The following is a 21,238-nucleotide window of genomic DNA, read 5'->3' as shown; positions in this document are numbered from 1 at the left end:
CAGGCCATCATAGATTACGAAGGCTCCCCCAATGTTCCGCCGCCTGCCCCTGCTCGCTTCCTTGCTCGCTCTCTCCGCGCCCGCCCTGGCGCAGGAACCGACCTTCTCCTCAGAAGCCATCCGCGCCGATGTCAGCTTCCTGGCCGACGATCTGCTCGAAGGACGCGACGCCGGGACGCGCGGCTATGACATTGCCGCCCGCTACGTCGCCGCCCGCTTCGCCGCGCTCGGCCTGCAACAGGCGGTCAAGGACAGCTGGTATCAGCCAGTCACGCTGGCGGTCGCCGAACTTGACGCCAAGGTGAAACCCGCGCTCACCATCGGCGGCACCCGCTTCGACACGGGCGGCGATGTCGCGATCGGGGCCTTCGGCCGCGAACCGGTCCAGAGCATTGGGGCTGGCGCGGTATTCGTGGGCTATGGCCTGCAATCGGACCGCGAGAAGATCAACGATTATGCGGGCCTCGACCTGCGCGGCAAATTCGCAGTCGCCCTTTCCGGTTCGCCGGTCGGTATGCCCAGCGAAGTCGGCGCGCATCTGGCGGCGGAAAAGGCACCGGCCGCGCAAAAGGCGGGCGCCATCGGCCTCATCACCATTCCCAGCCCCAGCCTGCTGGCCCGCACCCCCTGGGAGAAACTGCGCGACCGCGCCAGCGAACCGACCGTCAGCTGGCTCGATGCACAGGCCAAGCCCTTCACCCGCACCCCCGCCATTCGCGGCGGCGCATCGGTCAACGGGGCCGCGACCGAAGCCCTGTTCGCCGGGTCAGGCCGCAAGATCGCCGCGATCATGCAACTCGCCGCCAAGAGGGGCGGGCGTCCCAAGGGCTTTGCCCTAAAACCCCTCGTCAGGCTCGACCGCACCAGCACGGTCCGCACCGCCGCCTCCAGCAATGTCATCGCCATCCTGCCCGGATCGGACCCGTCACTGGCGCAGGAATATGTGCTGCTGATGGCCCATCTCGACCATAATGGCGTGCGCGAAAGCGCCAAGGGACCGGACAAAATCTATAATGGCGCGATGGACAATGCGTCGGGTACCGCCACGATGCTGGCGGTCGCCAAAGCCTTTGCCGACAGCGGCACCCGCCCCAAACGCTCCATCCTGTTCGCGGCGGTCACGGCGGAGGAGGACGGCCTGCTCGGCTCCCAATATCTGGCGCGCAATCCCGTCCTGCCCACAGGGGGCAAGCTGGTCGGCGTGGTCAATCTCGACATGCCGATCCTGACCTATGATTTCGCCGATGTCGTAGCGTTCGGCGCGGAACATTCTACCCTCGGCCCGATCGTCGATCGTGCGGCCAAATCCACAGGCGTCACCCTCTCGCCCGATCCGCTCCCAGCTGAAGGCCTCTTCACCCGCTCCGACCATTATCGCTTCGTGCAGGAAGGCGTACCGTCCGTGTTCCTGATGACCGGCTTCGCTGGTCCCGGCAAAGCTGCGTTCGAACATTTCCTCAAGACCGACTATCACCAGCCATCCGACCAGATCAGCCTGCCCTTCAACTGGCAGGCCGCGGCCAAATTCGCCCGCGTCAATTACGCCATCGCCCGCGACATCGCCGACGCGCCGCAAGCGCCGCTTTGGTATCAGAGCGACTTTTTCGGCGACGCCTTCGCGCCCGATCAGCCCAAGGCCAGCACGCCAAAATGAACCGCTCTTGGTGGAAATTGCGTAGTGCCTCTTGTGTGGCCTTTTGGCAACACCACATCAGCCGCAGTTCCATACAGAGCCAAGGGCTTCACAAAGGTAAGTCATGAACCTCGAAAAATTCACCGACCGCGCCAAGGGCTTCCTCCAGTCGGCGCAAACCGTGGCGATCCGCATGAGCCATCAGCGGATCAGCCCCGAACATCTGCTCAAAGCGCTGCTGGAGGATGAGCAGGGCATGGCGTCCGGCCTGATCAAGGCCGCAGGCGGTGCGCCCGAAGTTGCGCTGCGCGACACCGACGCTGCGCTGGCCAAGGTGCCGTCCGTCTCCGGCAGCGGCGCGCAGCAGACGCCGGGTCTCGACAATGACGCGGTGCGCGTGCTGGACTCCGCCGAACAGGTCGCGGCCAAGGCGGGCGACAGCTTCGTCACCGTCGAACGGCTGCTCCTCGCGCTGACGCTGGCCACCACAACGACGGCTGGCAAGGCGCTGGCCGCCGCTGGGGTGAAGGCCGAAGCGCTCAACGCCGCGATCAACCATCTGCGTCAGGGCCGCAGCGCCGACACCGCCGGCGCGGAGGATCGCTATGATGCGCTCAAGAAATTCGCCCGCGACCTCACCGAAGCCGCGCGCGCAGGCAAGCTTGATCCGGTCATTGGCCGGGACGAGGAAATCCGCCGCACCATCCAGATCCTCGCGCGCCGGACCAAGAATAACCCGGTGCTGATCGGCGACCCCGGCGTCGGCAAGACCGCCATCGCCGAGGGCCTCGCGCTGCGCATCGCCAATGGCGACGTGCCCGATACGCTGAAAGACCGCACATTGATGGCGCTCGACATGGGCAGCCTGATCGCGGGCGCCAAATATCGCGGCGAATTTGAGGAGCGCCTCAAAGGCGTGCTGGACGAGGTGAAGGCCGCCGAAGGTCAGGTCGTCCTGTTCATAGACGAAATGCACACGCTGATTGGCGCGGGCAAATCCGAAGGTGCGATGGACGCGGGCAACCTGCTCAAGCCCGCGTTGGCACGCGGCGAACTCCATTGCATCGGCGCGACCACGCTCGACGAATATCGCAAATATGTCGAAAAAGACCCAGCGCTCCAGCGCCGGTTCCAGCCGGTGTTCGTGGGCGAACCCACGGTCGAGGATACCGTCTCGATCCTGCGCGGCCTCAAGGAGAAATATGAGCTGCACCATGGCGTGCGGATCACCGACAGCGCTTTGGTGTCCGCCGCGACCCTCTCCAACCGCTATATCACGGATCGTTTCCTGCCCGACAAGGCGATCGACCTGATGGACGAGGCCGCGTCGCGCTTGCGGATGGAGGTGGAATCCAAGCCGGAGGAAATCGAAAATCTCGATCGCCGCATCATCCAGCTCAAGATCGAGCGGGAGGCGCTGAAGAAGGAAACCGACAAGGCCTCCGCCGACCGGCTGACCACGCTGGAAACCGACCTTGCCAATCTGGAGGAGCAGTCCGCCTCGCTCACCACCCGCTGGCAGGCGGAAAAGGACAAGATCGCCGGCGAAGCCAAGATCAAGGAACAGCTCGACGCCGCCCGGCTCGAACTGGAACAGGCGCAGCGCGCGGGCGATCTCGCCAAGATGAGCGAGTTGTCCTACGGCACGATCCCCGGCCTCGAAAAACGCCTCGCCGAAGCGGAAACCGCATCCGAAGGCGCGATGCTGCGGGAGGAAGTGACGGCAGAGGACATCGCCGGGGTCGTCGCCCGCTGGACCGGCATCCCGGTCGAACGGATGCTGACCGGCGAGCGTGAGAAACTGCTGGCGATGGAAGACACGCTGGGCAAGCGCGTCATCGGGCAGGCCCATGCGGTCAAGGCCGTGTCCACCGCCGTCCGCCGCGCCCGCGCGGGGCTACAGGACCCCAACCGCCCGCTTGGCTCCTTCCTCTTCCTCGGCCCCACGGGCGTCGGCAAGACCGAACTGACCAAGGCGCTGGCAGGTTTCCTGTTCGACGATGAAAATGCCATGGTCCGCATCGACATGAGCGAATTCATGGAGAAGCACAGCGTCGCCCGGCTGATCGGCGCGCCTCCGGGCTATGTCGGCTATGAAGAAGGCGGCGTCCTGACCGAAGCCGTCCGCCGCCGTCCCTATCAGGTCGTGCTGTTCGACGAGGTGGAAAAGGCCCATGGCGACGTGTTCAACATCCTGCTCCAGGTGCTGGACGATGGCCGGCTGACCGACGGGCAGGGCCGCACGGTCGATTTCACCAACACGATCATCGTGCTGACATCGAACCTGGGCAGCCAGTATATCGCGGCGCTGGGCGATGATGATCCGGTCGAAAAGGTCGAGGATCAGGTGATGGAGGTCGTCCGCGGCCATTTCCGCCCCGAATTCCTCAATCGGCTGGACGAGATCATCCTGTTCCACCGCCTGGGCGTCGCCCATATGGCGCCAATCGTCGATATTCAGGTCTCTCGCGTGCAGAAACTGCTCAAGGATCGCAAGATCGCGCTCGACCTGACCGACGGCGCGCGCGCATGGCTGGGGCGGGTCGGTTACGACCCGGTCTATGGCGCGCGGCCATTGAAGCGCGCGGTCCAGCGCTATCTGCAAGACCCGCTGGCCGACCTGATCCTGCGCGGGGATGTGCCGGACGGATCGCAGGTGCGGGTCGAGGATGGGGATGGTGCGCTGACGCTCAGCGTCGCCTGACATAAAGGGCAGGAGGGGTCCACGCCCCTCCCGCACCTCAACCGCTAGGGTTCATCCCCGAACGGCTGCGGGTGATGAGGTCGTCGGCATCCCGGTTCTGCTGCTCGGAGATCGCCCGCCATTCGGCGTTGGTCTTGCAGATGCGTTCCTTCTTCACCAGCGACCCGGTGACCTGGAACCGCTTGCACCGCACCGCATTGGGATCATTCTTGTCCAGCGGAGCCTTGTCCTGCGCCAGCACCGGCATGGCCATGACGATCAGGCTGGACGCAATCACTGCCTTGAACATTCGCACTCTCATTCTCCTGGACAGGCGGCAGCGCCGACCCCGTCTCTCGCAACGGGTCAGCCTCCATGCCGTCGATCAGATGCGCGGCAGGACATCCTTCGTCTTGCTTGCATCGGCCGTGGCGTAGAATTGCTTTAATAATTGCTGCTCCGCAAGCGACAAATGCGGGTTCCACACGTCGAAAATCAGCACCACGCGCAAATGATCGCTGTCATTCCACGCCTCATGTTCGATCGTGTCGTCGAAGGCAAAAGCGACCCCTTCTTGCCACGCCCTCGTTTCACCCCCGACACGAAAGAAACAACCCGGCGGCACGACCAGCGGCAGATGGACGATCGCGCGGGTGTTGGTGACCCCCGTATGCGCCGGAATCCGGCTGCGCGGCTTGAGCAGAGAAAAGAAGGCCGATGGCGCTCGCCCCGGAATGTCGGCACGCGGCAACGCCTCCAGCGCCGCGACGGTTTGCGGGCAAGCGGCACACACCGGCTCGTTGCGCACACCATATTCCCACAGAAACGCCGCGCCCCAGTCGAGCGACCCGTCCAGCGCTGTCCACTTATTCTGCGGCGTCCCCGCATCCTGCCGCACATAGGGGCGGATCGCGTCACCGCCCCGTTCGACCATGGCGAGAAATTCGGCACGGATCGCATCGGTCTGCGCCTCCAGAGCGCCCATCCAGGGAAAATGCTGCCGGTCGAAATATTCGTCGGCTGGCAAGAAGGGGTAATGCAGCCCCGAACACTGATTTTGATAGATCGTCCGACGGCCAAATTCCCGGTCGAGACAGGCCTGAAAGCGCCGCTGTGTCACCGCGTCCGCCGCCGTCAGTTGCGCCGCCACACCCGTCTCGACAAAGGCGGCAAACTCGGCCTGATGCGCGGTAACGAAGTCCCGCGCCTGCGCCAGCGTTTCAACCAGCGCAGGCGGCAGGTCGGGCAAGCCCGCCGACAGCGCCAATGCCTTGCCCCAACTGTCCGCCGCGCCCTGCCGTTCATCCAGCCGTTGCTGGAGCTGCGCCATGCGGATTTGCGCCATCAAATTGCGCTGGTCTATGTCGATCGCCGCCTGCAACGCCGCCCGCTCCGCCTCCCCCGCGCCCAGACCGCGCTCCGCCGACGCGACATTCATCCACAGCGCCGCTTCTTTGGGATCAGCCGCAGCCGCACCGCGAAAATGCGTGCTGGCCGCAACGAAATCCCGCCGGTCCAGCGCAATCATCCCCAGCAGGTTGAGCGCCTGGGGTTCCCCCGGTTGTCGCGCGAGTGCATCGTTCAGCAATTGCTCCGCCACCGCGACACGACCCTGCCGCCGCGCCTCCGCCGCCTGCTGCACCAACCGACCAACCGCCAATTCCATAAAGCCCCCCAGCTCCTTGTCCCTCATCGCTACCACAAGCCGGGGCGCTGGCAAGTAGGGGAAAGCCCGGCGGCTTGAATGACCGGAAAAGCCATGCGAAGGCTGGTCGCCATGACCTCTCCCGATCCTGCGATCCGCGACATCATGCGCGACGCCCAATGGCTGGCCCATCGCTATGATCCGGGGCATGACGCGGTTCATATGCGGCTGGTGCCGCGTGTGCTGCATGGCGACATCCCCTTCCTGACCGACGAGTATCTGGGAAAGACGGACGCGCCGCTGGTGTTGCGACTGGCAGACGCCATGGCCCATGTGCCGCCGCGCGCGCCGCTCCATTTCCTGTTCCATTCGGCCTATTGCTGCTCGACGCTGCTGGCTGCCGCGATGGATATTCCGGGCGTCGCGATGGGGCTGAAGGAACCCGTGCTGCTCAACGACCTGATCGGCTGGCGGCATCGCGGGGCGAAGGGGCCGGAGGTCGCGCGCGTGCTGGACGCCAGCCTTCACTTGCTTGCCCGCCCCTTCGGCCCAAGTGAGGCAGTGGTGGTCAAGCCCTCCAACGTCATCAATCCGCTGATCCCCGCAATCATGGGCTTGCGGCCCGATGCCCGCGCCCTGCTGCTCCATGCCCCGCTCGAACCCTATCTCGCCTCGATCGCGCGCAAGGGGATGTGGGGGCGGCTCTGGGTGCGCGACCTGTTCCAGAAACTGGCGCGCGAAGGGATGATCGAGCCGCTGGGCATTGCCCCGTCCGACTATCTGGGGCTGACCGATATCCAGGTCGCGGCCGTCGGCTGGCTGGCGCAGCAGCAGCAGTTCCAGACGCTATGCGATCGACTGGGCGCGCGGGTCGCGACGCTGGATAGCGAGACGCTGGTCGCAAGGCCGCAAGACTGTCTCGCCGCCCTCGCCCGGCTGCTCGGGCTGGCGCTGGACGAAGCGAGGGTCGCCGAGATCGCGAACGGCCCGGTCTTTGCCCGCGATGCCAAAAATGGCGCGACCTTCACGCCGGGCCAGCGGGCGGAGGCGGCGCAGCGCGGTCTGGAAGTCCATGCCGACGAAATCGCCAAGGTCGCCCATTGGGCCATGGTGCTGGCCGACAATGCCGGAATTGCGCTGGACCTGCCCCGCCCGCTGATCGACTAAGCGGGACACCCCTTCACCTCTTCGCCCTGAGCCTGTCGAAGGGCCGTTCTTAAGATCAAGGCTTCGACAGGCTCAGCCCGAACGGCTCTTTTTAAGGCTCGTTGCTCTGGCGCCATCGCGCGCAACTACGTCCCCGCCCCACACCCACCAATAGAAAAAGGGGGCCGGTGTCGCCACCGGCCCCCTTTCTTTGTCTTGCCTGATCGAAGGATCAGAAGCGCAGCTTGGCAGCGATCGCGTAGCGGCGGCCCAGCGCGTCGTAGGTCGACGGATAGACGTTGCCGCTGTTGTAGGCGGTCGCACCGATACCAGCGCCGACGATCTTGGGCTTGTTGTTGATCAGGTTCTGCACCGTCATGGTGATCGTTACTTCGTCGCTGACATGGAAACGGCCAGTCAGGTCGAAATAATGCTCCGCCTTGATCTCGCGGAACTGCGGTTCGATCATGCAACCACCCGTATCTGCACCAGTCGGGTTGGGGCAGGTCGGATCGGCCAAAGCGGCAGCCAGATCATCGGCCAGCTGCTGCGGCTCATACTGAACCTTGTCGATATAACGCCACAACAGCGACAGATCGAACGACTTGAATGCCAGTGTGGTGCGCTGCGAGAACTGCCATTCAGGCTGGATCGAAGCGCAGTTGACCGAGTAGTAGCCCACGCATTCACGGTTCAGCGAAGCCGAAGTCGCCTGGAACTTCGAGCTGTTGGTCCAGTTACCGACCAAGCTGAGCGACAGGTTGGCGAAACCGACATCCTTGGTGTAGTTCAGCGAGAAGTCGATACCGTCGGTGGACAGCTTGCCCAGGTTCGACTTGGCCAGCAACAGACCGGGGGTGGTCGCCGCTTCACCGAACAGTTCACCCGTCAACGGGTTACGACGGATCGAAGTACAAGCCGGATCGCTAGCGCTCGCCGCCGTGATGTTGTCGAAGCAAGCAGAGATCGCGTCACCCGGGGTAGGCTCGGTGATCGCACCCGTGATCTTGATGTTGTAATAATCGACGGTTGCCGAGAAACCACGGAAGAAGTCCGGCTGCCATACGGCACCCAAAGTCCAGCTGTTCGACTTTTCCGGGCCAAGGGCAAGATTGCCACCACCGGTATAGTTGACCTGACCGGCGGGATCATTGGTAATCGCACCAATGGTGTTGGCAGGGGCACCTTGCGCAAGGCAGACAGCCGCCAGGTTCGCGTTGGTCACAGGAGCCGCGCCGGAGCAGGGATCCGTGCCAAGGTTCGTCAGCAAAGTGTTCTGCGGCGAGAACAGTTCGTCGATGTTCGGCGCGCGCACCGCACGGGCATAGTTACCGCGAACCTTGAAGCCGTCGAACGGTGTCCAGCTGCCGCCAGCCTTCCAAGTCGTCGTATTGTAGCTGGGGTTGCTGGGCGCATCCACGCTATACTTCGAGTAGCGGATGCCGGCTTCCAAAGTCAGATCCTGGAAGAAAGGCTTGTCCTGGACCAACGGAAGGACGAGTTCGCCAAAAGCTTCGTAAACATCGTAGCCGCCATTGATGTTGGGAGCCGCGCCGCCAGCGCCGCCCAGATCGCCCGACTGCGACAGCAGATCGGATTCTTGGCTCGCACGATATTTGCGATATTCGCCGCCGATCGCGAATGCCACCGAATCGCTGGCGAAGGGCGAAGCTACGCCGAAATCACCATTGATGGTTGCATGGGCCTGCGCCAGCGACGTCTTGGTCGCAACCTGGCTATTGGCGTTGAGGTACGCATTCATATCCGGCGTGATAGAGCCGTCAGGTCCAAAGGCGTTGAGCGGCACGCAGCCATTGGTGTCGGTCAGGCAGGTTTCGGTGTTGGTCGCCAGCAGTGCCTGACGGACGCGGCTATTGAGCCAGTAGCCCTTCTGGGTCTGAATCTGCTCGCTTTCGCCATAGGCACCCGAAACATCCCAGTCGATCGAGTCGGTGATACCGCCACGCGCGCCGACCTTATAGTCGAAGAAGGTGGTGGTGAAGTCCGAGATGCGCGGGCCGAGTTCAGTGGCGCGACGCGAAAAGGCCGTGGTCACTTCACGATAATTCGGATCAGTGGGGTCGGTAGCTGTCGCGGCCGCATTACACTGTGCCTGGGTGAACAGCGGCGTATAGACGCCCGCAGCGATATCAGCCGGGGTTGCGACGTTGCGACCGCAGAAGGCGTTGCGCTGGGCGGTCGTCAGATAGGGATTGCTCAGCGGAACCTGAACGGCGATGCCGAAGGCGCCAGACGGCGCAATGATGGTGCTGACGGTGTTCTTCGAGAAGATGCCGCGCGAATAGACTTCGACCGCATCGCTGACTTCATACCGACCAGCACCATACATGTTGAAACGCTTGAACGGCGTCTGGAACACGTTGAAGGGGTTGAAGTTGTAAGCGTCGAACGCCGTCGTGGGACGGAACGCCGTACCATCGGCCGTAACCTGACGGTTGCCGTTGCCGGTTGCGGTGCCCGAAGGGTTTGTGTTCGAGAAGCGCGAAGGGGTCGACGTGCCCGAACCGCCGCCGACAACCCCGCTGTAAGAATCGATGTTCAGGCGCGAAAACTCGCGATCGCCCTGATAGACCGGATCGGACTGCTGATAGCCGACACTGAACACGACATTGCCGCGACCGTCATCGAAATTGGCACCGATGGTAAGGTCAGCACGGACATAATTGCCGTCGCCCTCTTCGGTCAGCTGGTTGGAAACATTGGCTTCCAGACCGGCAAAATCGGTCTTGGTAACAAAGTTGACGACACCCGAAATAGCGTCGGCGCCATAAGTGGTGGATGCGCCACCGGTCAGCACATCGACGCGATCAACCAGGGCGAGTGGCACATTGTTGAGATCGAAGATGCCCGCCAGGCCCGCAGGTGCAAGACGATCGCCGTTCAGCAGAACGATGTTGCGGTTTTCGCCCAGGCCGCGAAGGTTAACATAGGATGCGCCGCCATTGCCGTTATTGACGGCCGTACCGATGCTGGGAACGATACCGGGAATTTCACGGAGAATTTCTTCGGCGGTGTTGTTCTGCTTCAGTTCGATCTGGTCGGCAGTGGTCGCCGTAACCGGGGTCGAACGGACCAGATTGGGGTTCTTGATCAGCGATCCGGTGACGATGATGGTATCGCCCGCATCCGCTTCGGCGGCCTGCGGCGCGTCCTGTGCGATTGCGGCGGTCGCGATCAGCGACGCGCCCAGAATCGCCGGTGCGACGCTGGCACGCAAAAGTGCCCTCTTGGAAAATGTCTTCACGGTCCAGTCCCTTGCTCTGGAGGCTGGCAGATGGCCTGCCACTATGATGTACCTATGGGGGGACATGGTGCCCGACAGCGATCCCCCCATATGGATGGCCGGAAACTGCGCGGGGTTAAGGGCGCTGTAAAGCCGGGGAAAAGGGCATTCACCGCTTTTGGATGCCCCTGTATCATTATTGCAACATGAACGTGGCATGACTGTTTTACAGGTGATTAGCAATATTATTGCACGGGGATACAACAGGATGCAGCAATCATATCGTGCGATGCAGCAAGGCAGGCCTATTGTGACATCGCGGGCGTTCTGATGCGGCCAGCGGCCACATATTGACCTTGCCTCTGGCGGGTGCATGGTAGGAGAATAGTATGTCCGACGCGATGGAGAGACGATTTATGACGGGCTTGCGCGCACTGTTTTTGCTGGTCCCGCTCTGCATCGCGGCCCAATCCTCCGCCGCGCCGCAGCGGCAGCAGCCCCGGCCGGAAATCTTCACCAACCTGCTGCAGTGCCGCACGATTCCCGTAGATGCCGAACGGCTCGCCTGTTTCGACCGGCAGGTCGGCGCGATGGATGCTGCGGCGCAACGCGACGAAGTCGTCGTGCTGGACAAGGGCGAACTGAACAAGACCCGCAAGACCCTTTTCGGCTTCTCCTTCCCCAAACTACCCTTCCTGGGCGGTGGCGACGACAAGGAAGAAGCACCAGAACAGGAAGGCGTTACCCATATCCAGGCAGTGATCGCGTCGGTCCGCAGCCTTGGCTACGGCAAATGGCAGATCGGGCTGGAGGACGGCGCGCAATGGATGACGACCGAAGCAATGACCGCGCGTGATCCCAAAGTGGGCCAGCCAATCGAGTTGAAACGCGCCGCCATGGGCAGCTTCATGGGCAAGGTCGATGGTGGCCGCGCGGTGCGGATGAAGCGGATCAGCTAGGGCGCCTACGACCCGTTCGGCATCGGTCCCGCAAGCAACAGCGGGTCGATCCGCGCGTCATTCCACTTCATCCCCCAGTGGAGATGCGGCCCTGTCGCGCGCCCGGTCGCGCCGACCGCGCCAATGCGTTGCCCCTGCGCCACATGATCGCCCAGCTTCACGTCGATCCGCGACAGATGGAGGAAGGCGCTGCCCAGACCGTGGCCATGGTCGATCATCAGCAAATGCCCCTCCAGCGTGAAGGGCTTGTCCACCGCCGCCAGCACCACCACCCCGTCAGCCGGCGCCATCACCGGCGCGCCGGTCGTACCCGCAATATCGACGCCGCCATGATAGGCACCGGCTGTCCCCTGATAGACACGCTGCGATCCGAACAGGCCGGACAGACGACCGATGCGGGGCCAGATGAAGCGCTGCCGCCAGCCTTTGGCGTCCGTCACCACCGCGCGCGCTGCGGCAATCTGCTCCAGTTCCGGCTTGCGCAGCGCCAGAAACGCCTGGGTGCTTTTGGTCGGGCGCATCGGCGCGTTGATCCGCTCGATCCGCCAGGCGCGGGGGGCAATGGCGATCGGGCGTTCCACCGCGCGGCCATCGGCAAGCCGCGCGACCAACTGCGCGGTCGGCCCGACATCGCGATCGAAGGCGATCAGGAACCGGCCGTCGGCATCGACCGGGACCAGCTTGCCATCCAGCGTCAGCGCAACGGTCCCAGTCGGCGCGGTGCCGAGCAGCGCCCCGCCCTGCATCACCGGTCCGGCAATCGCGAAATCCGCCCGCGTCTGCATGGGCGCGGCAGCCGTCGATGTTTCGGCCAGCGCGAATAGCAGCGCCGCGGCCCAGCGCCTCATCGCCCACCGGTCGCCTTGATCTCGGCCCGCGCGGAGGCTTCGGCATTGGCATAGGGTTCCTGCCGCGCGATGCTCCAGTAGCGCAGGTCCTCCAGCGCAATTTTTTGGCCCGTCACCGCGCACAGCACATGGTCGCCCGCCTGCAACACGCGGAAACTATAGGCCATATAATGGAGCCGGGCGACACGGTCGCTGTTGGACATCAACATTTGTCAGCCTTTCTGGCGCTTCACGAAAACAGATCCTGCTGCGGCACGTCATCCGCGCCGCGCGCTTTGCGCGCCGGGCGTGGTGGAGCAGATATAGCGGCTGGGCCGGGCTTCTCAAGCAATGCCCCGCCTTGCCCGACCATAGCATCGACCGTCCCGTCCCGGAAATGCAGCGTCACCGCGCCCGCCGCCTGCGCCGCCGCGACCGACTGGACCAGTCGTCCGCCCGCCATCACCCGCGCATAGCCGCGCGCCAGCGGCAGGTCGGGGTCAAGCGAGGCGAAATGGCGCGACACCCGGTCGAGCGCCGTCGCCCGATCCCGATAGACCCGCGCCAGATAGTCCGGGCGCGGACGCAACCGGTCCAGTCGCTCGGTCGCCCGCTGGAGATATTGCTGGAGCAACGCCGGTCGCAATGCACCACCTGCTTGCCCCAATTGCGCGCGCGCATCCGCGATTCGGTGACGCAACCCGCTACCCAGCGCATCGGACAGTTGGTCGAGCCGCTGCCGCTGCGGGGCCAGCAACATATCGGGCGTCGGCATGAGCCGCGCCTGCATCTCCAGCCTTTCCCTGGCCTGCCCCGCGCCGCGCCGCACCGCGCGCCCGGCGCGCAGGCCCATTTCGCTCAAGCCCGCCAATAGCTCCGCCCGCACCGGCACCGCCATTTCCGCCGCCGCCGTTGGGGTTGGCGCGCGCATGTCGGCGGCATAGTCGCACAGAGTCGTATCGGTTTCATGCCCGACCGCCGATATGATCGGGATCGAACAGTCGGCCACCGCCCGCACGACGATTTCCTCGTTGAAGCTCCACAGATCCTCGATCGACCCGCCGCCCCGCGCCACGATCACCAGATCGGGCCGGGGCAGCGGCCCGCCCGCTTCCATCGCGCTGAACCCGCGCACGGCCCGCGCAATCTGCTCGGCCGCCCCCTGCCCCTGCACCAATACCGGCCAGACCAGCACATCGGTCGGGCAGCGATCCGCCAGCCGGTGCAAAATGTCGCGAATCACCGCGCCCGTGGGTGACGTCACGACTCCGATGGTGCGCGGCAGGAAGGGCAGCCGCCGCTTGCGCTCCGCCGCAAACAGCCCCTCGCCCGCCAGCTTCGCTTTCAACTTCTCCAGCAGCGCCATCAGCGCGCCTTCGCCCGCCAATTCCATCCGCTCGATCACGATCTGATATTTGGACCGGCCGGGATAGGTGGTCAGCTTGCCGGTGGCGATCACCTCCACCCCGTCCTGCGGCGCAAAGGCCAGCCGCTGCGCCCCGCCTTTCCACATCACCCCGTCCAGCACGGCATTATCGTCCTTCAGCGCCAGATAGAGATGCCCCGACGCTGCCCGCTTGAAGCCGGAAATCTCACCGCGCAGTCGGACATGGCCGAAGCGATCCTCGACCGTGCGCTTGAGCATCCCCGACAATTCGCTGACCGACAACGGCGGCGCGTTGTCGCCTGCGCGTTCCTCCGCTAACAGGCGGCCCGAACTGTCATAGGCATCAAATTCCGGGGACATGGGCGACATGAATATCCTTTTGCTTGGCGGCGGTGGCCGCGAACATGCGCTGGCGTGGAAGCTGGCGCAATCGCCCCGGCTCGATACGCTCTACGCCGCGCCGGGCAACCCCGGCATAGCCCAGCACGCGACATTGGTCGACCTTGCCGCGACCGATCATCGCGCAGTGCTGGATTTCTGCACCCGCCATTCGATCGGCCTGGTCGTCATCGGCCCGGAAGCGCCGCTGGTCGATGGCCTTGCCGACAATCTGCGCACCATGGGCGTGCCGGTATTCGGCCCCAACAGGAAAGCCGCCCAACTGGAAGGGTCCAAGGGCTTCACCAAGGATCTGTGCCAGCGCGCCAACATCCCGACCGCCGCTTATGTCCGCGTCACGTCCAAGGATGGCGCGATTGCCGCGCTCGACGATTTCACGCTGCCGGTGGTGATCAAGGCCGATGGTCTGGCAGCGGGCAAGGGCGTGATCATCGCCGAAACCCGCGATGAAGCGCTGGGCGCGCTAGACACCATGTTCTCCGGCGCGTTCGGCGCGGCGGGCGAAGAAGTCGTGCTGGAAGAATTTATGACCGGCGAAGAAGCCAGCTTCTTCGCGCTGACCGACGGCACCGCCATCCTGCCCTTCGGATCGGCGCAGGACCATAAGCGCGTCGGCGATGGCGATACCGGTCCCAACACGGGCGGCATGGGCGCTTACAGCCCGGCCCGCGTGCTGACTGCGGAGCTGGAAGCCCAGGTGATCGAAACGATCATCAAGCCGACCGTCGCCACCATGGCGGCGGAAGGGATGCCCTATTCCGGCGTCCTCTATGCCGGGCTGATGCTGACCGATCAGGGGCCGAAACTGATCGAATATAATGCCCGCTTCGGCGACCCTGAATGCCAGGTGCTGATGATGCGCTTCGACGGCGATCTGGTCGACCTGCTGTTCAGCGTCGCACAGGGGACGCTGGCAAGCCAGGGTCCGGTCACATTGGCCGATCGCACCGCGCTCACCATTGTCATGGCGGCCAACGGCTATCCCGGCACCCCGGACAAGGGTGGCGCGATCAGCGGAATCGACGCGGCGCAGGCCGGTGGCGCGCTGGTGTTCCACGCCGGGACTGCGGATCAGGACGGCACGCTGGTCGCCAATGGCGGCCGCGTCCTCAATGTGACCGCGACCGGCGAGACGGTCGGCGCGGCGCAGGCAGCGGCCTATGCCGCGGTCGATGCGATCGACTTCCCCACCGGCTTCTGCCGCCGCGACATTGGCTGGCGCGAAGTCGCCCGCGAACAGGCATGAAGCCTTGCCGAGCGGGACGACACAGCCCTAAATAGCGACGGCATATTCACGAAAGGCGAGGCGCGATGCAGGAATTTTTCATGGACTATGGCCTGTGGCTGCTGATCGGGCTGCTGGTCATCATCGGCCTCGTCTTTCTGCTGTCCGGCAGGGGCAAGGCGCAGGACGTTGTGCAGGACATAGCGCCAACCCCGCCCGCCGAAACCCCGCCTGTCCCCTTTGGAGAGCCGGTGCCCGCTGCCCCCGTCGTCGTGCCGTTCGAAGCCGAGGCCCCCGTCACCGCGCCAATCACCCCCGTCGCGGTTGAACCGACACCAGCGCCAGAACCCGTCCGCGCCTCACCCGCCGTTACGGCCGCCCCGGAAGGCGAGGACGACCTGCTCCGCCTGAAGGGCGTAGGGCCAAAGCTCAAGACGTTGCTGATCGAGTTGGGCGTCACCCGCTTCGCCCAGATCGCCGCCTGGACCGACACGGATCTCGCCGCGATCGACGCGAAACTCGGCAATTTCAAGGGCCGCCCGGTCCGCGACCAATGGATCGATCAGGCCAAATATCTCGCGGCAGGCGACATTGCCGGCTTCGAAGCCAAATATGGCAAGCTGTAAGGCGATTTAGCCCCCGCCCAATATCTCCCGCGCGCGCGGCGCCAGTCGCTCCGTGGCGGCGGCATGGATACCGGGCGCTGCGCAGAGCAGGCCAAAGGCGGTCGGGCGGGGCCGGTTGAACAGCAACGGATCGCCCAACGCATCGGTCACCGTCGCTCCCGCCTCCTGACAGATGATCGCGGCAGCGGCGATGTCCCACTCATTGCCCCAACGCACCGTGGCGACCAGATCGGCCTCGTCAGCCGCGACCATCGCCATGCGCAGGGCGATGCTGTTGGGCTTTGCCACCGTCACCAGATCGCGGTCGATGCGCGGCAATTGTTCGGCCGGCACCCGCGCGCCTGCCAGAGCATCGCGCGAACCTGCACGCAGACTCCGCCCATTACGCGTCGCGCCCTGCCCGGCCTGCGCGATCCAATATTCGTTGCGAGCGGGCGCGGCGAGGATGCCCAGCCGCACCGCGCCATCCTCGACCAAAGCGACCGACACCGCCCATCCGGGTCGCCCGCGCAGATAATCGCGCGTGCCGTCGATCGGATCGACCACCCACACCCGCGACATGCCCAGCCGATGCACGGTATCGGCCGTCTCCTCCGACAGCCATCCCGCCCCCGGATCGATCGCGCCCAATGATGCGCGCAGCAGCCCGTCCACTTCCAGATCGGCCTCGCACACCGGGTGGCCCGGCACTTTTTCCCACTGGCGCACGCGCGTCTCGCCACCTGCCCACAGCGTCAGCGCATGATCGGCCGCGTCCGACACGGCCGCCACGATCGCGCGCAGGTCGATCTCAGCCCCCGGCAACGGTCATCCCGTCGACGCGCAGCGTCGGCACGTTCATCGCATAGCGGAAATGCAGGTCGTTGGCGGGGACGAGCGAGCGGAACATGGCCTTCAAATTGCTGGCAATGGTAATTTCCGACACCGCATGGGCGACCGCGCCATTTTCGATCAGAAAGCCTGCCGCCCCCCGGCTATAATCGCCGGTGACACCATTGACGCCCATGCCGATCAGTTCGGTGACATAGATGCCGCGCTTCACGTCCGCCATCAGGTCGCCCGGCGATATGCTGCCCGCTTCCATATGGACGTTGGTGATGCTGACGCCCGGCGCGCCGCTGCCGCCCCGGCTGGCATGGCCGGTCGGCTCCTGCCCCAATTGCCGCGCCGACGCGCTGTCCATCAACCATCCGGTCAGCACCCCCTTGTCGATCAGCGCGCGCCGCTCGACCGGTAGCCCCTCACCATCGAACGGGCGCGATCTAAGGCCGCGCACCAGCAGCGGATCGTCGATGATGGTCACGCCCGCGTCGAACAGCGCCTCGCCCAGCGATTCAAGCAGAAAGCTAGACCGCCGCGCAATCGCCGGGCCGACCATGCCACCGATCAGATGCCCCAGCAGGCTGGAGCCGATGCGCGGATCGAAAATCACCGGCATGACGCCGCTATCGACCTTGACCGGGTTCAGCCGTGCCACCGCCCGCTGGCCCGCCCGCACGCCGATCGCCTCGGCATCGTCCAGATCCTCCAGATGGCGCACGCTGTGGCTGGCATGGTCGCGCTGCATGTCGGACCCCGCGCCCGCCAATACGCTGGCCCAGGTCGAATGGCTGGTCGCGCCATAGGCTCCGGCAAAGCCATGACTGGTCGCCAGCGCCACCTGGCTGCGCCCGCTCGACGCGCCGCCGCCTTCGCTGTTGGTGATGCCCGGCACGGCGCGCGCCGCCTCCTCCGCCACCAGCGCGCGTTCGCGCAGCGCGGCGGGTTCGGGTTCCTCGCTATCGGTCAGGTCCAGCGCTGGCGGACGCTTCTTCATCAGCCGGTCCTGTGGGGCGAGGCCCGCATAGGGATCTTCGGGCGCCTCGCGCGCCATCGCCACCGCACGATCTACCAACGTGCCGAGCGTCGCGGGATTCATATCCGACGCGGAAATGCTGGCCGACCGGTTGCCGATGAACACGCGCAGGCCGATTTCCTCGCCCTCGGACCGTTCGACATCCTCCAGCGCCCCCAGCCGCACCGATACGTTGGTGGAGGCATTGCAGGCATAAATGGCGTCGGCTGCATCCGCTCCCGCCTTGCGCGCGGCGCTCACCAGATCCTGCGCGCGCGACTGGGCTTCTTCTAGGCTGAGCATGGAGGCAAGCTATTCCCGAAACGACAAATGGAGTGATCGGCCTTACGCGCTTGGCTCGCGCGGGGCAACGCCCGCCAGCCAGCGGTCGAGCAGGTGCCACGCCACCGCTATGCGCGGCGGCGCGATGAAGGGCGCGTCCGGCTCCCCCGCCATCGCCGCGCGCACGCCATCGGCGTCGCACCAGAAAGCATCCTCAATCTCGGTCGCGTCCAGCGTCAGTGCGTCGCCGGTCGCCTGCGCGATGCAGGCGATCATCAGCGACGACGGGAAGGGCCAGGGCTGGCTCATCACATAGCGCACCTCACGGACGCGAATGCCCGCTTCCTCGAACAATTCGCGCGCCACCGCTTCCTCGATCGTCTCGCCCGGCTCGATAAAGCCCGCCAGCGCCGAATAGCGACCCGGTGGCCAGGCGTGCTGACGGCCCAGCAGCACCTTGCCCTCATATTCCGCCAGCATGATCGACACCGGGTCCACGCGCGGGAAATGTTCCGCCTGACATGCTGCGCACTGGCGCGACCAGCCCGCCTTGACCGGGGCTGTCGCCCCGCCGCACACCGCGCAATAACCATGCCGCGCGTGCCAGTGGAGCAGGCTGCGCGCCGTGCCATAGAGCGCCATTTCCTGCGCCGACACCTGCCCTGCAAGCCCGCGACTGCGCGGCGTCGCGCCCGCGCCGCCCGTCAGTTCGGCCAGCAACCGCGCAAAGATCGGTCGCCCCGCCGGATCGACGCCCAGCAGCACATGATCCTCGACCAGCGCACCACGCTCAATCGGCTCCAGTAGCAGCGCGCCATCCATCTCGACTGGCTCCAGCCCGTCCAGCAGCAGCCTGCGCGCCGCCGGATCGGCGAAGATCTGCGCCAGCAGCGCCGGATTGGTGCGGATATGGTCCACACGATCAAGCGTGCCGCCAACGAAACCGGGCGGGTCGTCGAGCCGGGGGTCAGTGCCGTGCATCCGCGTCCTTCTCCTTCAACACCGCCTGCGCCGCGCGGGCAAACAGGGTGGGCAAACCCGCCTGCCCAATGTCCGCCACCGGCCACCATTCCCCCGCACCGGACGGAACATGATCCTGCCCCACATGGGTCGTGTGGACGGCCAGCGCCAGTGAGAAATGGGTGAAAACATGATCGACCGGTTCGGCCAGCGACTGCCAGTCGGCGGCGAAGGGCGGCGTCGCATCAGGGTCAGCGCTCCAGTCGGAACTGGGCAGCGCGCGCATCCCGCCCAGCAATCCCTTGTCCGGGCGACGCACCAGCCAGACATGGCCGTCCGCCCGCTCGATCCACCAGCTATGGCCGGTCCGGTGGGGCCGCACCTTCTTGGCCGCCTTGACCGGATAGGCCGCAGGATCAGCCGTCCGCACCGCCGCGCAATCGCTCCGCAGCGGACAGATGCCGCAGGCCGGATTACGCGACGTGCAGATGGTCGCGCCCAAGTCCATCATCGCCTGCGCAAAATCCCCAGCCCGCGCATCGGGCGTAATCGCGTCCGCCGCCGCACGGATCGCCGGGCGAGCAGCTGGCAGCGGGGTGTCGATGGCAAACAGCCGCGCCACCACCCGCTCGACATTGGCGTCCACCACCACCGCGCGCCGACCAAAGGCGATCGCGGCGACGGCAGCGGCGGTATAGGCCCCCACCCCCGGCAGCGCGCGCAGCCCTTCCTCCGTATCAGGAAACACCCCGCCATGGTCGCGCACCACCGCCCGCGCGCAGGCGAGCAGGTTGCGGGCGCGGGCATAATAGCCAAGCCCGGCCCATGCCGCCATCAGATCGGCATCATCCGCCGCCGCCAGCGCCTCGACGCTTGGCCAGCACGCGGTGAATGTCGCGAAATAGGGTCCGACCGCCGCCACCGTCGTCTGTTGCAGCATGACTTCGGACAGCCAGACCCGATAAGGATCGGCTGCATTGGCACCGGGCAGCGCGCGCCAGGGCAGACGCCGGGCGTGGACATCATAATGGGCAAGCAGGTCGGCTGCTATTTTTACCCGGTCTTTTACCATGTCACCCTCGACGCGCATGGCGGCGCTATGCCATGGTGCGACCCATGACGGAACGCCCCCCGACGCCTAAAGTGAAAAGCCGCGCCATAACTGCGGCAGAGCGCCCGCGCATCGGCGGATCGCGGCGAATCGCCGACCTGATGCCCGACATTGGCCGCGCCGCCTTCCGCAAATTCGGCTTCGTCCAGTCGAGCATCGTCACCCGCTGGTCGGAAATCGTCGGCAGCCATTATGCCAGCATTTCCGCACCCGAATCGATCCGCTTCCCGGTGGGGCAGAAGGCGGGCGGCACGCTGCAACTGACGGTCATGAGCGGCCATGCGCCGATGGTGCAGCATATGCTGCCCGACCTTATCGAACGGGTGAACCGCTTTTTCGGCTATGCCGCCGTGGCGAAAGTGGCGATCCGGCAGGGGGACATCATGCCCACCCCCGCCGAACGCCGCCCGCCGCCGCGCAACCTCAAACCCATTCCGGTCGAACTGGGCGATTCGCTGCGTGACATTGGCGACCCGGAATTGCGCACCGTGCTGGAATCGCTGGCGCAGGGGCTTGCCAACAGCAGCGGCCTGCCCAAAATCGGCTAAATATTCGGCTGGCGTTCATGGCCAGTCGTTCAATGGACGTGTCTCATGAAAAAGCTGCTTCCCCTCGCCCTCTTCGCCCTTCCCGTCGCCGTCCTGGCCGCGCCTGCCGCCAACTGGGTCGGCCGCGTCACCATCTCGGCCATCGGCGGCCATGCCATGGGCAATCCCGCCGCGCCCACCAAGCTCGTCGAATATGTCAGCTACACCTGTAGCCACTGCGCCCATTTCGTCGGCGAGGCGAGCGCCCCGCTCAAGGCCAATTATGTGAAGGGCGGCAAGGTCAGCGTCGAAGTGCGCAACGCCGTGCGCGACAAATATGACCTGACCGCCGCGCTGCTCGCCCGCTGCGGCGGCCCGGTGCGCTTCATGGGCAATCATGAGGCATTGTTTGCCAATCAGGATGCCTGGATGGAACAGCTCCAATCCTATGACCGCGACGCCACCAAGCCGACCGACCAGATCGCCGCGCTGCGCGACATCGGCCAGAAAACCGGCCTCTACGCGCTGATGGCCAAGCGCGGCTACACCCCCGCCCAGCTTAACGCCTGCATCGCCAGCCCCATGGCGATGAAGCAGATCATGGCTATGACCGACGAGGCGTGGAACAAGGTGAAGATCAGCGGCACCCCAGGCTTCACCGTCAACGGCACGCTGGTCGCCGGATCGGACTGGGGCAAGCTCCAGGCCGCATTGCCCCCCGCCGCCCGCTGATCTAATACACCCGTCAAC

The 21,238-nt window shown here is 65.2% G+C and carries 18 protein-coding genes; 8 read left to right on the top strand and 10 right to left on the bottom strand.

All coding sequences use genetic code 11. From position 1 onward, the window contains the following. The first annotated feature begins 31 nt into the window (after positions 1-31). Both ACODR8_RS15645 and clpB read left to right on the top strand, forming a co-directional pair. Positions 32-1,654 carry a M28 family metallopeptidase gene (locus tag ACODR8_RS15645; RefSeq protein ID WP_489008120.1) on the top strand — a complete coding sequence of 541 codons (1,623 nt, stop codon included), beginning with the start codon at positions 32-34 and terminating at the stop codon, positions 1,652-1,654. Positions 1,655-1,757: 103 nt separating this feature from the next. Further along, positions 1,758-4,337, top strand: coding sequence for an ATP-dependent chaperone ClpB (clpB, locus tag ACODR8_RS15640; protein ID WP_489008119.1), 2,580 nt, complete (start codon positions 1,758-1,760; stop codon positions 4,335-4,337). A 37-nt stretch (positions 4,338-4,374) separates the two neighbouring features. Here the strand turns inward: clpB and ACODR8_RS15635 are convergent, their stop codons facing one another. Next, on the bottom strand, positions 4,375-4,626 hold the full coding sequence (locus ACODR8_RS15635; RefSeq protein WP_489008118.1) for a hypothetical protein: 252 nt from the start codon (positions 4,624-4,626) through the stop codon (positions 4,375-4,377). A 75-nt stretch (positions 4,627-4,701) separates the two neighbouring features. Further along, the gene (locus tag ACODR8_RS15630) at positions 4,702-6,009 is read right to left on the bottom strand and encodes an aspartyl/asparaginyl beta-hydroxylase domain-containing protein (RefSeq protein ID WP_489008117.1); all 1,308 of its coding nucleotides are present in this window, start codon (positions 6,007-6,009) and stop codon (positions 4,702-4,704) included. Between the two features lie 84 nt (positions 6,010-6,093). On the opposite strand from ACODR8_RS15630, the gene ACODR8_RS15625 reads away from it, so the two are divergent. Then, positions 6,094-7,128, top strand: coding sequence for a hypothetical protein (locus ACODR8_RS15625; protein WP_489008116.1), 1,035 nt, complete (start codon positions 6,094-6,096; stop codon positions 7,126-7,128). Between the two features lie 211 nt (positions 7,129-7,339). On the opposite strand, the gene ACODR8_RS15620 is transcribed toward ACODR8_RS15625, so the two are convergent. Next, the gene (locus ACODR8_RS15620) at positions 7,340-10,372 is read right to left on the bottom strand and encodes a TonB-dependent receptor domain-containing protein (protein WP_489008134.1); all 3,033 of its coding nucleotides are present in this window, start codon (positions 10,370-10,372) and stop codon (positions 7,340-7,342) included. A gap of 395 nt (positions 10,373-10,767) precedes the next feature. Here ACODR8_RS15620 and ACODR8_RS15615 point away from each other — a divergent pair, with 395 nt between their 5' ends. Beyond that, positions 10,768-11,310, top strand: a complete 543-nt coding sequence (locus ACODR8_RS15615; protein WP_489008115.1) for a hypothetical protein — start codon at positions 10,768-10,770, stop codon at positions 11,308-11,310. Between the two features lie 5 nt (positions 11,311-11,315). On the opposite strand, the gene ACODR8_RS15610 is transcribed toward ACODR8_RS15615, so the two are convergent. Genes ACODR8_RS15610 through xseA form a run of 3 tightly spaced genes read right to left on the bottom strand, consistent with a single transcriptional unit; the run spans position 11,316 to position 13,884 of the window. Then, the gene (locus tag ACODR8_RS15610) at positions 11,316-12,158 is read right to left on the bottom strand and encodes a M23 family metallopeptidase (RefSeq protein WP_489008114.1); all 843 of its coding nucleotides are present in this window, start codon (positions 12,156-12,158) and stop codon (positions 11,316-11,318) included. Next, complete coding sequence (locus ACODR8_RS15605; RefSeq protein WP_217672504.1) at positions 12,155-12,367, bottom strand: DUF2093 domain-containing protein; 213 nt, start codon at positions 12,365-12,367, stop codon at positions 12,155-12,157. The genes ACODR8_RS15610 and ACODR8_RS15605 overlap by 4 nt, the downstream gene beginning before the upstream one ends. Before the next feature lie 20 nt (positions 12,368-12,387). Further along, positions 12,388-13,884, bottom strand: coding sequence for an exodeoxyribonuclease VII large subunit (gene xseA / locus ACODR8_RS15600; protein WP_489008133.1), 1,497 nt, complete (start codon positions 13,882-13,884; stop codon positions 12,388-12,390). Between the two features lie 7 nt (positions 13,885-13,891). Here xseA and purD point away from each other — a divergent pair, with 7 nt between their 5' ends. Beyond that, positions 13,892-15,169 (top strand): phosphoribosylamine--glycine ligase, encoded by a 1,278-nt coding sequence (gene purD / locus ACODR8_RS15595; protein ID WP_489008113.1) that lies wholly within the window; start codon positions 13,892-13,894, stop codon positions 15,167-15,169. Positions 15,170-15,234: 65 nt separating this feature from the next. After that, entirely contained in the window at positions 15,235-15,774 is a 540-nt protein-coding gene (locus ACODR8_RS15590) for a hypothetical protein (RefSeq protein WP_489008112.1), read from the top strand. A 6-nt stretch (positions 15,775-15,780) separates the two neighbouring features. Here ACODR8_RS15590 and ACODR8_RS15585 read toward each other — a convergent pair whose 3' ends face one another. The 4 genes from ACODR8_RS15585 to ACODR8_RS15570 are packed head-to-tail and all read right to left on the bottom strand — an operon-like array spanning position 15,781 to position 19,940. Then, positions 15,781-16,578: a 3'(2'),5'-bisphosphate nucleotidase CysQ gene (locus tag ACODR8_RS15585; protein ID WP_489008111.1), complete on the bottom strand. Its 798-nt coding sequence runs from the start codon at positions 16,576-16,578 to the stop codon at positions 15,781-15,783. Beyond that, positions 16,565-17,911, bottom strand: coding sequence for a TldD/PmbA family protein (locus ACODR8_RS15580; protein ID WP_489008110.1), 1,347 nt, complete (start codon positions 17,909-17,911; stop codon positions 16,565-16,567). Before ACODR8_RS15580 ends, ACODR8_RS15585 begins: the two co-directional genes overlap by 14 nt. A 42-nt stretch (positions 17,912-17,953) precedes the next feature. Continuing rightward, a complete protein-coding gene (gene nudC, locus ACODR8_RS15575) occupies positions 17,954-18,871 on the bottom strand; it encodes an NAD(+) diphosphatase (protein WP_489008109.1) in 918 nt (305 codons plus the stop codon). Then, on the bottom strand, positions 18,858-19,940 hold the full coding sequence (locus tag ACODR8_RS15570; RefSeq protein ID WP_489008108.1) for an A/G-specific adenine glycosylase: 1,083 nt from the start codon (positions 19,938-19,940) through the stop codon (positions 18,858-18,860). The genes nudC and ACODR8_RS15570 overlap by 14 nt, the downstream gene beginning before the upstream one ends. 26 nt (positions 19,941-19,966) lie before the next feature. Here ACODR8_RS15570 and ACODR8_RS15565 point away from each other — a divergent pair, with 26 nt between their 5' ends. Both ACODR8_RS15565 and ACODR8_RS15560 read left to right on the top strand, forming a co-directional pair. After that, positions 19,967-20,509, top strand: coding sequence for a DUF721 domain-containing protein (locus ACODR8_RS15565; protein ID WP_489008107.1), 543 nt, complete (start codon positions 19,967-19,969; stop codon positions 20,507-20,509). Between the two features lie 45 nt (positions 20,510-20,554). After that, positions 20,555-21,220 (top strand): thioredoxin domain-containing protein, encoded by a 666-nt coding sequence (locus ACODR8_RS15560; RefSeq protein ID WP_489008106.1) that lies wholly within the window; start codon positions 20,555-20,557, stop codon positions 21,218-21,220. Positions 21,221-21,238 lie beyond the last annotated feature (18 nt).

The organism is Sphingobium sp. FG58, assembly GCF_057809055.1.
The sequence above is the reverse complement of the archived record's forward strand: the minus strand, read 5'-3'. Positions and strand labels throughout refer to the sequence as shown.